Origin of the sequence: Helicobacter anatolicus, from assembly GCF_021300615.1 — a bacterium.
Lineage (GTDB): Bacteria > Campylobacterota > Campylobacteria > Campylobacterales > Helicobacteraceae > Helicobacter_H > Helicobacter_H anatolicus.
In genome coordinates, this window is sequence record NZ_JAJTMY010000004.1 from 143,366 (window position 1) to 158,146 (window position 14,781).

Consider the following 14,781-nt stretch of genomic DNA (forward strand, 5'->3'; position numbering starts at 1 on the left):
TCCTCATGGATAGCATCTTATATTTTTATCGCGACCCACTTTTTGATATTATTATCCTGTTTTCTATTATTGCTACGATTGCATTATTAGATTATTCTCGTAATAAATATCGCACACATAAAAAACAACAATCCCTACAAGCCTTGGCACAATCCTACGAACATACAACACTTAATGAAGATATGTCTCATTTTATCACCCTCTATCCCAAAGCTACACCATTTCTTATCAATCTTGCACAAACTTATGCACAAAGTGGTGATAATGAAATGGCAATTAAAATTTTTTTGAGCCTCCTAGAATCTAATAAAAACACAAAAACAAAAATTATTATTCTAGAATCTCTAGGCAAAACCTATCTAAATGCAGGTTTCATGCAAAAAAGCAAAGATATTTTCACTCAGATTCTAAAAACTTATCCACGAAATGCTACTGCCATGAAACTTCTTATCAAATCCTATGAAAACATGGGTGAATACCAAAAAGCGCTAGAAGCCCTAGAATGTTTAGATGAAATTGATAGTCAAACACAAGATTTTTATACGAATAATCAACAGTATTTTTATCTACTTATCCTTCTTAACGCACACAACATCCCTCTTTACAAAAAAATCCAAAACGCCACTATTATTGGCAAAAACAACCCATTATTTGACAGAATTATTTTACGATACCTAAAAAATTATGATTTAAAAGCTTTTTGGAATTATGTTTTTTGCTTGAATAGCGTAACAAATATTATCGATATTTTATGGGAATTTTCTCAAGAAAATCTACATGATGAAATCATAAACCACCCACAAATTTTTGAAATTTTTGTCGCAAAAGGTTATTTTGAAAGCAAAAAAGAATGTTCAGTTTTTGAATTAGAAATTTTACGCACTATGCATACATATTCCACAAAAAAAATCCATCTTGCCTTTGAATATCGCTGCCATCACTGCAAAGCCATTTTCCCTTTTGATTCTCCACGATGCCCTCAATGTGAAGAATTAACACAGCTTGATTTAATCTTAAAACCTCTACAAAAGATAGAATTATGAAAAAAATTCAAATTTATTGCGACGGATCTTGCCTTAACAATCCAGGATTTGGTGGATATTGCGCAATATTGCGCTATAAACAAACAGAAAAAATCATCCATGGGAGTATGCCAAATACTACAAATAATCGTATGGAACTTCTCGCGGTAATAGAAGCCCTAAAAGCCCTAAAAGAGCCTTGTGAAATCGAACTTTATAGCGATTCAAAATATGTTTGTGAAGGCATACAAAAATGGATTTTTAGCTGGATAAAAAAAAATTTTCGTGATGTTAAAAACCCTGATTTATGGAAAGAATTTTTAAATTATTCTAAAAACCACAAAATCAAAACTTTTTGGATAAAGGGTCATAACAACCACCCAGAAAATGAAAAATGTGATACAATCGCAAGGGAACAAGCACAACTACTAAAGGAGCAATATGTGCAACCTTGAAGAACTTGAAAATTCTATTGGCTACCACTTTAAGGACAAGAATTTATTACTAACTGCACTCACTCATAAAAGCTATAAAAATCATCAAAATAATGAAAGATTGGAATTTTTGGGTGATGCTGTTTTGGATTTATTGGTAGGAGAATTTCTCTACCATAAATTTCCCAAAAATCAAGAAGGAGATCTCTCTAAAATGCGTGCAGCACTAGTCAATGAACAAAGTTTTACAAGTTTTGCACAAGCCATTAATCTACAAAATTTTATCCGCATCTCTCACAACGAAGAAAGTAATTTGGGTAGAGAAAAATCTTCTATTCTCTCTAGCGCATTTGAAGCATTAATTGGTGCTATCTATCTTGAATCTGGTATTAAAATAGCCAAAAAAACTACCTACAAGATCCTAGAAGAACTCTATCCAAAAATTGATACACAAAGCCTTTTTATTGACTACAAAACCGCTTTACAAGAAATCACACAGGCTCGCTTTAATGAAATCCCTCGCTATGAGCTTTTGGAAGAAATTGGTCCTGACCACTGCAAAAAATTTAAAATCTCCTTACTAATACAAGGGCAAGAATATGCACGTGCTATCGGAACAAGCAAGAAAAATGCCCAGCAAAATTGTGCAAAAATTGCATACCAAAAAATTATTGAACAAGAAAAAATATGAATACCTTTGGTCAGCGTCTTAAAATAAGTACTTTTGGAGAATCTCATGGAAAGGCCATTGGTTGCATAATTGATGGATTGCCCGCAGGATTATTTATTGATGAAGTGCGTATCGCACAAGAACTGGATAGGAGAAAAGGTGGAAAAAATCTTTTTAGTACACAAAGAAAAGAAGCAGATTCTTTTGAAATTTTAAGCGGGGTTTTTAATTCTTACACCACAGGCACCCCTCTTGCAATTCTTATCTACAACACAGATAGTAAAAGCAAAGATTATGAAGAAATTCGCAATCTTTTTCGACCTTCGCACGCAGATTTCACCTATTTTCACAAATATGGCTTTAGAGATTATCGTGGTGGCGGAAGGAGTTCAGCAAGAGAAACTGTTGCTAGAGTATGTGCCGGAAGTGTCGCAAAGATGCTCTTGGAGCATTTTGGTATTTTTACGCAAAGTGGAATTTATGCAATCGGGGAAATAGAAGCATCAGAAATTGATTTTGATTTTGCCAAAAATAGTGAAATTTTTAGCCTAGATAAAGATAAAGAATCTGCACAAAAAAATTTAATTTTAGATACAAAAAAAGCTCATGATAGTATTGGTGGGGTAGCTCTCATAAAGGCTTCTGGAACAATTCCTATTGGTCTTGGTGAAGGGCTTTATCATAAATTAGATTCTCAAATTGGAAGTTTAATGATGGGATTAAATGGTGTAAAAGCCGTAGAAATTGGTGCAGGGATTTTAGCAGCAAAAAACACTGGGAGCAAAAATAATGATTCTATGGACTCTCAAGGATTTTTAAGCAATCGCCACGGAGGGGTTCTTGGAGGAATGAGTAGTGGAGAAGAGATAATTTTAAAAGTTCATTTCAAACCTACGCCTAGTATTTTTATCACGCAAAATACACAAGATATTTATAAAAATCAAATATCTTTTAATCTCAAAGGAAGACATGATCCTTGCATTGCTATTCGAGGAAGTGTTGTATGCGAACATTTATTAGCATTAATTTTAGCAGATTTATTACTTCTAAATACAAGTGCCAAACTAAGCCATCTTGAAAAAATTTATTTTTCATCACATTAAACCCAAATTTTTTTGTAGAATCTAAAAAACAAATAATCAAAATAGGACAATGAAGAAAAAACTTATACTTTTATTTTTATTGTTAAATTTTATGCATGCAGAATTTAAAGAGCCGCCTGCTTTTTTTGAACCTGACAAAAAATACCGCTATCTTCTTATGAGTAATGGTGTGCTTTTTGCAACAGCAGTTGCAGCGTTTGGAACACTATTGTTATTACCAGAAAGTATCACAAACTGGAGTGATGAAGATATTGCAAATCTTGGCACAAATTATGTTAAAAAAGTAAATTTAGGTCCTGTTATTGATAAAGATAAGCTTTATTTAAATTATCTTGCACATCCTTATGTTGGAGCGATTTATTATATGCAGCCTCGCACTGCGGGATTTAGCTGGACTGCATCTGCGTTCTATTCTTTTTTGTTTTCAACATTTTTTTGGGAATATGGACTTGAGGCTTTTGCAGAAATTCCAAGTTGGCAAGACCTAATTCTAACTCCTGCATTAGGCTCACTAATTGGTGAAGGGTTTTATCAAGCCTCCCGCTATATTCAAAATCATCATGGCAGACTATGGAATTCAAAATTTTTGGGCACTATAGCCTTAATGATTATGGATCCCATAGGATTTATTATGCGTGATATGGGTCTTGCAAAGGCTGTTGGAATCAAAAATAAAAATATCATCACTGCAACAATGCCTCAAAAAGAAGGATTTGTAGCAAGTATCAAAATTATTTGGTAATCTCACTTAAAAAGGAAAAATATGAAAAAAATTTTCTTGTTTTTATCTTTTTGTACATTTTTTTATGCACAAGAAATATCAAGCACCCTAGATAAACAAAGCACAACAGAGCAAACAGCTCCCCAAAATCTCAAAGAAGACAAACAAGAAAGTGGGCAAAATAAAAAAGGAAATATAATTATTGGCATCTTTAGTGGTATCAATACACTTACAACAAAAAATAAATATTTCAATCAGCTTACTGAACTCAAAGGAGATAGCCGCTCTACAAATAGTATTGCTCTTAGCTATGGTTTAAAAATCGGTTATGACTTCATCATTAAACCTAAACATATTTTGCGTTTTTATTTTGATTATAGTGGCAATAATTTTTTTGATCAAGCAAGCAGCAAAGTTTATCTCAATGCCCTATTTTTAAACCTAGATTATCGATATGGTCTTATAGATTTACTAGATCTTTTTGTCGGTGTTCATGCCAATACTGCGTTTTTAAACACGCAAAACTATGCGCAACAAGTAAGTTTTGGTGGCGGAATTAATATTGGCTTTATTTTCAATATCCTCCCTTATCTAGAATTTGAAACACGTATGCGTTTTATTAGTGATAGCCTAAGCCCAATACAAGCATCTCTTGATCGAGAAATAACAGCGACAAATAGAAAGGTAGAATTTGGAGATTTATTAAATTTTAGCGTAGGGATAAATTTTAGATTCTAAAAACAATATCTAGCAATCTAGAAAAAAAGGGGTTTTATCAATCAAAAACTTACCCCTAACTCTACCCCTCCTTTTTATTTATATTTTTGTCCTTAGAGTTTTTATTGATTTTATATCAATTACTTGCCGCCTCTTTAACTAAAAAATGGCTTAATTTCTGCAACCCATTTTTCAATACGCTCTTGTGTGAGCTCAGGTTGATTATCTTCATCAAGCACCAAACCTAAAAATTTCCCATCTTCTAAAGACTTGGTAGAATCAAAACTATAACCCTCAATACTGGTTTTACCAACCACATTACCAAGCCTAACTTTTTCGTAAAGATAATACAAACAATCACAAAAAGTATCACTATAAGTATCTTGATCCCCTAATCCAACTAATGCAATAGTTTTTCCCTCAAAATCCTTAGCATCAAAAGCATCAATCATATCCTCCCAATCTGATTGCAAATCCCCATAACCATAGGTAGAACTTGCTAAAATCAAATAATCATACTCTAAAATCTGCTGTTTATTTACCTTGGAAACATCCATTGGTTTTGTATCAACTTCTAATTTTTTTGCAATTAAATCAGCAATAGTGTGCGTATTTCCACTATCAGTTCCATAAAATATACCTATTTTTTTCATATAAATTCCTTTGTCTAAAACTGCATAAAATTATGCTCTCTCCTTATAGTCCAATAAAACTAATAAAAAATTAACTTTTTTTCGTACTATAAATTTTCAAAACCCCTAGAATAATAAGTATAAATATAACAAATAAAACAGGAGCAGTATATGCGGGTAAAAAAGAAAGCTTATCTAAAATATTTTGGAAAAAATTTGCAGCAAAAAAACTCACAAGTCCAACAGAAATAGCCCATACTAGACATGCAAGCGTATTAAAAAAATAAAATTTTTTCAACTTATATCTACTTACTCCAATAGCAATCGGCACGATAGTTTTAATTCCATATAAATACTTGCTAAATAAAATTAATCCTACACCATACTTTTTAAGCCACAAAAATGCTAATGCTACTTTTCTTTTGTGCTTTTTAAGATATTTTTCAAAATCTTTTTTCTGCATTCGCACCATAAGAGCAAAAAAATTTGTTCCAATTGCATTGCCCAAAAATGCCAATAAAATACTCAAGCTAATATCCATTTTCCCCATGCTACACAAAAATCCTGCTGCAACAATTGCTACATATCCCCCACCCAAAGAATAAACAAATACAAGCAAATATCCCCAAGTTTGTAAATTTTCCTGAAATATTTGAATAGCTTCCACTTCAGTCTCCAAAATTAATATTGATTATCATTATAGTAAAATAACCTTAATAATTTTTAATTTTTACCCCCTAAAATCGGTAACCATATTCCAAAGTTGCATAATCCTCCAAAGTTCCTCTAAGATAAAAAGTAGCATTTGCCCCATACAGAGTTGCCTGATTTTTGGCACTTTTCTGTGATAATATTCCACCAAATCGATAACTCAAAGCTATTTGATGATTATGAATATAAAAATGCACACCAATTTCTGGATAAATCTGATGAATATGAAAATTATTTTTTAGCGAATATGCTCCTTCATGCAATAAAAAATACTGCCTAAACCGATATCCTGCTCCAAAATTCAATCCAAATACAAAATTTTCCCGATTTACCACATCATACAAAAAAGCAAAATCCACCCCCATACTAAAAGGAAGAATACTTTGACTAATTGCAAAATCTTTATATGCAAAATCACTAAATATAATCTTATTTCCCAAGCCACAATATACAGATAATTTAGCACCAAAATTTTCTGTGTAATAAAGCTGATCACCAAGCTTTAAACCAATTTCTGCAAAAATCTTTTTTTGCAAAGATAAGGGGGTAAAATTTTCAAAAACCTCCATTTGCAAACTATTTACCCCAAGCTCCAAACCAAAAAATAACCCATTTTTAACATTTTCCTCATCTGCATGCAAAAAAACCGCACAAAACAACATCAATACTTTTTTTTTCAATATCCACCCCATTTACTTTATTTTCATTTTAAATAACAAAGTATTTTTTGATAAAATGCAAACCACAATTCTACCAGAAAGAGGTTTTTATGTTAAATTTTGTCGGAACAAGAGATAGCTCTCAAAATTGTGACTTTAAAAATGCGGTTTTAAACCCTAATGCAAACTTTGGAGGACTATGGACACTCAAGAAAATACCTCAGATTGATTTTTCCACTTATCAAAACCTTGATTACAAAAACCTTTGTGAGAAAATCTTTCAAGCACTAGACCTTAATCTAAACTCAAAAATTTTAGATTCTGTTTTAAACGCATACGAAAACTTTGATGACAAAACAAATCCCGCACCTTTAAATTTTATACAAAAAAATCTTGCAATCCAAGAGCTCTATCATGGAAAAACAAGAGCCTTTAAAGATATGGCACTGGCACCATTTGGAAAACTTTTCTCCTTACTGGCCAAAGAAAAAAAAGAAAAATATCTCATCTTAACTGCTACAAGTGGCGACACCGGTCCTGCAACTTTAGAAAGCTTCAAGAATCTTGAAAACATAGAAGTTGTCTGCCTTTATCCCAAAGGTGGCACTAGTGATGTACAAGCTTTACAAATGACTACGCAAGATGCATCAAATCTTCATGTTTTTGGCATAGAAGGTAACTTTGATGATGCACAAGGTATTTTAAAATCACTCATTCAAGATTTAGATTTTAAAAACGCCTTACAGGAAAAAAATTTTTTACTTTCTGCTGCAAATTCTGTAAATTTTGGGCGCATTGCATTTCAGATTATCTATCATATTTGGGGTTATCTTTGCTATATTAAAACCTCCAAAATCCCATTTGGCACACCAATAAAAACCATCATTCCTAGTGGAAATTTTGGAAATGCATTGGGAGCATTTTTTGCCAAAAAAATGGGACTACCTTTAGAAAAAATCATTATTGCTTCAAACCCCAATAATATTCTTAGTGATTTTATTAATACAGGAATCTATGATATTTCATACAGAAGCCTAAAACACACCTACTCTCCTGCAATGGATATCTTAAAAAGCTCCAACATAGAACGTATACTTTTTACGCTTTTTGGCGATCAAGAAACCAAAAAATTTATGCATTCTCTAGAAACCAAACAATGTTATTCCCTCAATCAAACTCAACTAAAAACTCTACAAGAATATTTTGAGGCAACTTATTGTGAAGATGAAAAATGTTTGGATATCATTAAAAATTTTTATGATAAAAACCTTCTAATTGATCCACACACTGCAAATGCAATTTTTGCACATCAACAATTAAATCCAAAAGAAAGTATTATTTGTTCTACTGCAGAATGGAGCAAGTTCGCTCCTATTGTTATAAAAGCAGTTACAAAAAAACAATCAAGCGATAAAGAGGCAATTGAAAAGATTCTTAAAGATCAAAATCTAAACTTATCCCCACATATCGAGCAACTTTTTGCAAAACCTATTTATCATCAAGAAGTTTTAAAAATCTCTGAAGTAAAAGATAAAATTTTACAATCCCTCAACTCAACCCCTAACACAAGGAGATAGATATGATAAAAATATTATTTTTCTTTTTAAGTATAAATTTTATATTTGCAGATACAATTCAAGTATTAGCTGCGGCAAATCTCTCTAAGGTATTAGAAAAAATCAAAGAAGATTTTTTACTTACAAATCCTCAGCATAAAATTCACATCTCCTATATTTCCTCAGGAAAAGCCTATGCACAAATAAAAAATCAAGCCCCTGTAGATCTTTTTGTCTCCGCAGACACTTTTTACCCACAAAAGCTTTTTGAAGAAAAACTTGCGACAAAACCAAGAATCTATGCCAAAGGAACGCTAATTCTTTGGAGCAAAAACATAAAAATAAAAAATCTTGAAACACTTCTAGATTCTAAAATTAAAAATATTGCACTCCCTAATCCTGATCTAGCACCTTATGGAAGAGCAGCAAAACAAGCCTTAGAAAACACGCAACTCTACCCCAAAATTGCCCATAAAATCTCACAAGCAAGCTCTATCTCACAAGCTCATCAATGGATTGATAGTAATAATTGTGAAATAGGATTTGATGCACTCTCACTCATTGATATAAAAGATAACAACATTAGTTTCATCAAAGTCCCTACCACGCTTTATGAACCAATTCTCCAAGCTCTAACTCTTACAAAATTTGGAGAACAAAACCTCTTGGCTCAAAAATTTGCAAATTTTATTTTGGATTCCAAAATTATTTTTGAGCAGCATGGCTACCTACTACCCTAAGGCATTGCTTGATTTTTGATATAGACTTTTTACAGACTATTTTTTTAAGCATCAAGCTTGCCACATATACTACATTATTATTATTACCCATTGGCATTGCTCTGGGATATTTTTTAGCATATAGTAAACACAAAGCAAAAATTATCATAGAAACGCTAATTTGGATGCCCCTTATTCTACCCCCTACTGTGCTTGGGTTTTATCTTTTAATTTGCTTTTCTCCCAATCATTTTTTAGGAGCTTTTTTACAAAAACATTTTCAAATTAAACTTGCTTTTAGTTTTTGGGGCATCGTGCTTGGCAGTGTGATTTTTTCTCTACCTTTTATGGTAAATCCCATCAAAAATGCCCTCTCTACGCTCCCTGAAAACCTTAAAGAAGCAAGCTATACTCTAGGAAAAAATAAAACCTCCACACTCTTTTTTGTTTTGCTTCCTAATATCTCGCCTAGCATTTTGCTTGCTATCATCACAACTTTTGCACATACCATCGGAGAATTTGGTGTTGTAATCATGCTAGGTGGCGATATACCCAATGTCAGCAGAGTGGCAAGTATTGCAATTTATACACAAACTGAAATGCTTAATTATCAAATAGCTCATTCTTATGCTCTTATCTTAAGTATTACAAGTTTTAGTCTACTTTTTATTGTTATTTATATTAATCACAAAATCCAAAAAGGTATTTTATGATACAAATTTCTTTACAAAAACAACTATCAGGAGCAAAAGGTCCTTTTAGTCTTGACTTACAAGCAAATTTTCAAACCAACAAAACCTATGCAATTTTTGGAGAATCTGGAAGTGGAAAAACTACTTTTTTTAAAATGCTCTGCGGAATCACTCCTCCTGATTCTGGATATATATCACATAACAACCAAGTCCTCTATGACAAAAAAGCACAAATCAATACCCCTATTTGGAAGAGAAATATTGGTTTTGTATTTCAAAATTGTGCACTATTTCCACATCTTAATGTTTATAAAAATATTACTTTCGGGTTAAACAACTCCCTAAAATCTGAAGTAGATTCCTTAATTTCTTTGCTAAATCTCAATCAACTTTGTGATAAAAAACCCAAACACCTCTCTGGCGGACAAGCTCAAAAAGTAGCTCTTGCGAGATCTATTTTGCAAAATCCAAAAATTTTATTGCTTGATGAACCTTTCAGCGCACTTGATCAAGATACAAAAACTTTTTTATATCAAGAATTTAAAAACACTCTCAAACATTTTAACCTTACAACTTTTTTGATTTCACACGATATTACAGAAGTATTGTTTTTAACCGATCATGTTTTTGTGCTTGAAGATGGTAAATTTTGTAAAAATGGGACTCCACAAGAAATATTTTTGGAGCAAAAAAATCATAAAATCTTTGGAAAAATTTTATCCATCAAGAAACAAGGCAACAAAAGTGTTTTGCAAGTTTTAGTGCAAAACATGATTTTTAATTTCATTTTAGAAAATGTGGATAACTCCCTAAAAATTGGCGATATGATTGCTGTAGATAATCATTTTTCCATCAATAGGTTCCAAAAAATTTAAAATTGGAATGCATTTTGCTTTGACTTTAGCACATATACTTTTTTAAAGGATTTTTATGAAAAATATGACAAGAAGGTTTTTAAGAGTTTCATTAATTCTAAGTGGAGCAATTGCTCTTTCAGGATGTAATAATATGTTTGGCCCTAATGCAGATGACACAAGCCTTGTACCACCATCTGCGGTTTATCAGCCAGGTTCTGTACAATCTCCTATGTATCCACCTGTAGGCTTTAGTAATCCTAACCTTGTAGCAGGAAATTCTCTACCGCAAGGTCCAATAGATTCTCCATTGCCAGATACAAGATTTGATGCACCATTACCTGAAGCACCACAAACAGGAGATATTATTCCCAACAGCCCAATGCTAACACCAAATAATATCATTGAACTTAGTGCTGTTGGCATGGGTGTAGCACCAGAATCTACCATTTCTCCTTCGCAAGCACTTGCACTTGCTAAAAGAGCCGCAATTGTTGATGCTTACAGACAACTTGGTGAAAAAATGTATGGTATCAGAGTAAATGCTCAAGATACAGTAAGAGATATGATTTTGCAAAACTCTACTGTAAAAACAAAAGTACAAGCACTCATTAGAAATGCAGAAATCACAGAAACTGTATACAAAGACGGTTTATGTCAAGTAAGCATGGAATTAAAACTTGATGGTCGAATCTGGTATCGTGCTTTGAGTGGTGATAGAGGCTAATGTTTTTTACTAACCTTCTTAACAATAAGAGTGCTATTTTAAGTAGCATTCTTATTGCTTTTTTTTTAGTTTCTTGTGCTGGAACTAAAAAATTTTTTACCAACCAACCTGTACGAGCACACAAACAAGCCCCACAAATTGACATAAGTACTCCTCCTGATTTTAAGATCATCTATATCAAAAGTCCAACTTTTAACTATTATGACTATGCCTTAATACGTACAGAAGAAAATGTTGATTACACAAATATTATGGTAGAGCTCTTTAAGCTTGGAAAAAATATTGGAAATATCACAATCACAAAAAATCAAATTTGTTTTATGAATGACTGTGCAAAAAAATGGCCGGCATCCAAAAATTTTTTTGGAAAGGTAGCTTATGCAAATTTATTTGATGATATTATTTTAGGCAAAGATATTTTTAATGGCAAAGGAAAAATGATTAATGCAGATGGTGCATTAGTGCAAAGGTTTCAGCAAAGTGGACAAATAATCTATTATCTTCGCAAACAAGATCATATTTTATTTCAAAACCTCAACACGGGAGTAGTTATCTCTATTGACAAATACATAGACCCCGCCAAACAATATGATATAGAAGATGAATAATGCTTTTTAACCCTAGTGATTTTTTTAAAAATAAAAATATTTTGGTTGGAATAAGTGGTTCAATAGCCATTTATAAAATCTTAGACCTCTTAAGTACTTTAAAAAAAGCACAAGCAAATCTTAGAATTATAATGTCTGAAGAAAGCTTAAAATTTATCACTCCATTATGTTTTGAGGCTATTACACACACTCGTGTTCTTTGCACACAAACAGAAGACTGGAGTAGTGAATGCAATCACATTGGCTATGCACAATGGGCAGATATTTTTCTAATCGCCCCTGCCACTGCCAATACAATTGCTAAAATTGCAAATGGTATCGCAGATAATATTCTACTCTCTGCTATTCTTGCATCATCTGCACCAAAAATCCTTGCCCCCGCGATGAATACCCAAATGCTTCTTGCTCAAAGCACAAAAAACAATATCAAAAAACTTCAAGACTTAAACTTTACTCTAATCCCCACACGCCAAAGTCTCCTTGCATGCGATACCTTTGGAGATGGTGCATTAGCAGAAACTTCAGATATTCTCCTTGCACTTGCTAAAAACCTTTCACAAAATCCTTTTTGGAAAGATAAAAATGTCATTATCACCGGCGGAGGTAGTAAAGAAAATATTGATTCTGTACGCTGTCTTAGCAATCACTCCAGCGGACTACAAGCTAGTGCACTAGCAGAAGCACTTGATATTTTGGGTGCAAAAGTAACTTTTATTAGCTCAATTTTTCCCACAACACTGAGCAATTCTATTATCAAAATTCCTGTAAAAAGTGCAGAAGATTATCATCAAAAAATTTTAGAATCTGCCAAAGATATCCCCACCTATCTATTTATGGCAGCAGCAATTGCAGATTTCAAACCAAAAACTATCTATCAAGGAAAAATTAAAAAAAATGACCATACAAATCTTATTGTAGAATGTATTCCTAATATAGATATCTTAAAAAATATTACACAAAAAAATATTATCAAAATTGGTTTTAAAGCAGAAAGTGATGAAAAAAATGCCAAAAATTATGCTACCTTGATGCTAAAAAATAAAAAATGTCTTTGCGTATGTCTAAATATTCTTACAAAAGATAATACCTTTGGATCGCAAAATAATCAAATGACTCTAATGTCTCAAAATAAGACAAAAACTCTCTCTTTAGATACCAAAAGTCACATTGCCTTTAAAATCGCAGAATTTATAGCCACGCTTTCATAATGATCCAAAAAATTGCTTCCCTCTCACAAAGTATTTCTAAACTCTCTCACCAAAAAGATTTTAATAATACTCTCCCTGTATTACTTAATGTCCTAGAAAAACAGGGCAAAGATCTATATAAAATAAAAATTGGCAACCTTATCACCCAAACAAAAAGCCAAAAAGATCTTATTGTAGGTGCACAATATTTTGCCAACTTGCAAAAAAGTTCTATAGGAACTCTGCTTTTAAATCAACTCACCCCCTACCCAAAAAATCTAGAAATATTACAAGATTCTCCCTTAAAACTTAGCTTTCAAAATCTTAAAGAAATTTTTAGCAAAGGAGAAGGTTTTATAGGGGAATGGAAAGAATTCTTACTCAATCAATTCAGCGATGCACCAGATAAAAATAGTTTTTTATTTTTCGGGAATCTCCTTTTGAGTTTACAAAAAAATGTTATTTCTTTCAATATCTATGAAGATAAAAAAAATTATTTTTTACAGCTTGAAAAAAGACAGGAAGAAAGTCTAGGATTTTATGCACTCTATCCCAATCTTGGACCTTTGAGTGGAGTAGTTTATAAAACTTTAGAAAAAGATATTGGTTTAAATTTGCAAGCTAGTTTTGAAAGCACAAAAAATCTTTTAAAAAATCATGCTAAAGATCTCAAATTATTCCATAGAGTAGAAATTTCTTTACAAAAACATATAGAACCCCTCTATCAATTTACACAAAACTTATTAGATCTTAGAGGTTGAAATTTTTTCCAATGCTTCAATAATACGCATAACATGCTTTTGATCAAGAATATTTTGTACATGTGTTAAATTTTTAATCTTAAATGCAAAAGCATCTAAAGACTGATTAAGTGCCATTTTTCCCTGTAAAGTAGGATTGCTAATTGCACCTGTTTTATACTCCACCATTTTTTGATATAAGTTTGCAGGACTAAAATAATCCCTTACCACTACACCAGAATCAAATAATATAATCTTATCTTTTTTTGTCTCATCATAAATTACACTTTTTTTTTCACCCCCAATAATCATCTCTCTAATTTTTATTGGGCTAAGCCATGAAACACTAATTGTTACAATCACGCCATTTTGCAATTCAAGATTGATATTTGCCAATGCATTATTAGGATAATCTTGATATTTTCTTGCAAAAACTTCTACATTTTTGATTTCAAGCCCAATTAAATAATCAATAATGCTTAAATCATGAATCGCTAAATCCCAAATCACATCAACACTATTTTGAAACAACCCCAAATTAATTCTTCTTGCATTAATATAAACAATATTGCCCAAAATATCTATATTTTGTTTAAGCCATATAACAGGAGGTGCATACAAAAATATATGATCACAATGCAAAGCACGTTTTTTTTCTTGTGCAAGATGATAGAGTTTTTGTGCATGTAAGGAATTTGTACATAAAGGCTTTTCTACAAAAACATGTTTAGAAGATTCTAAAGCTTTTTTACTTAAATCAAAATGTGTGTGTGGTGGCGTAACAATAAAAACTGCTTCTATTTCATCATCTTGCAAAATATCATTATAGCTTTGATAAATAGTAAAATCATAAATCTTTTGTGCCTCTAAAACTTGTTTAAAATTACAATCAAAAATTGTTCTTAAGCAAAAAAAATCAGAATCTACAATAGCCCTTGCAACATTCCTCCCCCAATATCCATAACCAATCACTGCAACCTGCACGCCATTCCCTCAAACCACCTTAAAATATAAAAAAAATAATTTTAG

At 32.0% G+C, this 14,781-nt stretch carries 18 protein-coding genes; 14 read left to right on the forward strand and 4 right to left on the reverse strand.

The genetic code is table 11. The features are described 5' to 3' along the window. Positions 1-5: 5 nt before the first annotated feature. From LW133_RS06410 to LW133_RS06435, 6 genes are read left to right on the forward strand one after another with little or no spacing between them, the layout of a single operon-like run. A complete protein-coding gene (locus tag LW133_RS06410) occupies positions 6-1,043 on the forward strand; it encodes a hypothetical protein (protein ID WP_233077585.1) in 1,038 nt (345 codons plus the stop codon). Further along, positions 1,040-1,477 carry a ribonuclease HI gene (gene rnhA, locus LW133_RS06415; protein ID WP_233077586.1) on the forward strand — a complete coding sequence of 146 codons (438 nt, stop codon included), beginning with the start codon at positions 1,040-1,042 and terminating at the stop codon, positions 1,475-1,477. The genes LW133_RS06410 and rnhA overlap by 4 nt, the downstream gene beginning before the upstream one ends. Beyond that, complete coding sequence (gene rnc, locus LW133_RS06420) at positions 1,464-2,147, forward strand: ribonuclease III (protein WP_233077587.1); 684 nt, start codon at positions 1,464-1,466, stop codon at positions 2,145-2,147. Before rnhA ends, rnc begins: the two co-directional genes overlap by 14 nt. Further along, positions 2,144-3,229: a chorismate synthase gene (gene aroC, locus LW133_RS06425; RefSeq protein WP_233077588.1), complete on the forward strand. Its 1,086-nt coding sequence runs from the start codon at positions 2,144-2,146 to the stop codon at positions 3,227-3,229. Before rnc ends, aroC begins: the two co-directional genes overlap by 4 nt. A gap of 49 nt (positions 3,230-3,278) precedes the next feature. Beyond that, a complete protein-coding gene (locus LW133_RS06430; RefSeq protein ID WP_233077589.1) occupies positions 3,279-3,971 on the forward strand; it encodes a DUF3943 domain-containing protein in 693 nt (230 codons plus the stop codon). A 21-nt stretch (positions 3,972-3,992) separates the two neighbouring features. Next, the gene (locus LW133_RS06435) at positions 3,993-4,688 is read left to right on the forward strand and encodes a hypothetical protein (protein WP_233077590.1); all 696 of its coding nucleotides are present in this window, start codon (positions 3,993-3,995) and stop codon (positions 4,686-4,688) included. A 134-nt stretch (positions 4,689-4,822) separates the two neighbouring features. On the opposite strand, the gene LW133_RS06440 is transcribed toward LW133_RS06435, so the two are convergent. From LW133_RS06440 to LW133_RS06450, 3 genes are all read right to left on the reverse strand, one after another. Next, positions 4,823-5,320 (reverse strand): flavodoxin, encoded by a 498-nt coding sequence (locus tag LW133_RS06440; RefSeq protein WP_233077591.1) that lies wholly within the window; start codon positions 5,318-5,320, stop codon positions 4,823-4,825. A gap of 70 nt (positions 5,321-5,390) precedes the next feature. After that, complete coding sequence (locus tag LW133_RS06445) at positions 5,391-5,966, reverse strand: DedA family protein (protein WP_233077592.1); 576 nt, start codon at positions 5,964-5,966, stop codon at positions 5,391-5,393. Between the two features lie 70 nt (positions 5,967-6,036). After that, on the reverse strand, positions 6,037-6,690 hold the full coding sequence (locus LW133_RS06450; protein WP_233077593.1) for a hypothetical protein: 654 nt from the start codon (positions 6,688-6,690) through the stop codon (positions 6,037-6,039). A gap of 89 nt (positions 6,691-6,779) precedes the next feature. Here LW133_RS06450 and thrC point away from each other — a divergent pair, with 89 nt between their 5' ends. Genes thrC through LW133_RS06490 form a run of 8 tightly spaced genes read left to right on the forward strand, consistent with a single transcriptional unit; the run spans position 6,780 to position 13,773 of the window. After that, positions 6,780-8,246, forward strand: coding sequence for a threonine synthase (gene thrC / locus LW133_RS06455; RefSeq protein WP_233077594.1), 1,467 nt, complete (start codon positions 6,780-6,782; stop codon positions 8,244-8,246). Positions 8,247-8,248: 2 nt separating this feature from the next. Beyond that, positions 8,249-8,965, forward strand: a complete 717-nt coding sequence (modA, locus tag LW133_RS06460) for a molybdate ABC transporter substrate-binding protein (RefSeq protein ID WP_233077595.1) — start codon at positions 8,249-8,251, stop codon at positions 8,963-8,965. Between the two features lie 8 nt (positions 8,966-8,973). Further along, the gene (gene modB, locus LW133_RS06465; RefSeq protein WP_233077596.1) at positions 8,974-9,657 is read left to right on the forward strand and encodes a molybdate ABC transporter permease subunit; all 684 of its coding nucleotides are present in this window, start codon (positions 8,974-8,976) and stop codon (positions 9,655-9,657) included. Next, a complete protein-coding gene (locus LW133_RS06470) occupies positions 9,654-10,511 on the forward strand; it encodes an ATP-binding cassette domain-containing protein (RefSeq protein WP_233077597.1) in 858 nt (285 codons plus the stop codon). The genes modB and LW133_RS06470 overlap by 4 nt, the downstream gene beginning before the upstream one ends. Positions 10,512-10,566: 55 nt before the next feature. Next, complete coding sequence (locus tag LW133_RS06475) at positions 10,567-11,217, forward strand: LPP20 family lipoprotein (protein ID WP_408610467.1); 651 nt, start codon at positions 10,567-10,569, stop codon at positions 11,215-11,217. After that, positions 11,217-11,825, forward strand: coding sequence for an HP0838 family lipoprotein (locus LW133_RS06480; protein WP_233077598.1), 609 nt, complete (start codon positions 11,217-11,219; stop codon positions 11,823-11,825). The genes LW133_RS06475 and LW133_RS06480 overlap by 1 nt, the downstream gene beginning before the upstream one ends. After that, complete coding sequence (gene coaBC / locus LW133_RS06485; RefSeq protein ID WP_233077599.1) at positions 11,825-13,033, forward strand: bifunctional phosphopantothenoylcysteine decarboxylase/phosphopantothenate--cysteine ligase CoaBC; 1,209 nt, start codon at positions 11,825-11,827, stop codon at positions 13,031-13,033. The genes LW133_RS06480 and coaBC overlap by 1 nt, the downstream gene beginning before the upstream one ends. Continuing rightward, a complete protein-coding gene (locus LW133_RS06490; RefSeq protein ID WP_233077600.1) occupies positions 13,033-13,773 on the forward strand; it encodes a hypothetical protein in 741 nt (246 codons plus the stop codon). The genes coaBC and LW133_RS06490 overlap by 1 nt, the downstream gene beginning before the upstream one ends. On the opposite strand, the gene LW133_RS06495 is transcribed toward LW133_RS06490, so the two are convergent. Beyond that, positions 13,756-14,736, reverse strand: a complete 981-nt coding sequence (locus LW133_RS06495) for a Gfo/Idh/MocA family protein (RefSeq protein ID WP_233077601.1) — start codon at positions 14,734-14,736, stop codon at positions 13,756-13,758. The two genes, LW133_RS06490 and LW133_RS06495, sit on opposite strands and share 18 nt — an antisense overlap. Positions 14,737-14,781: the final 45 nt, after the last annotated feature.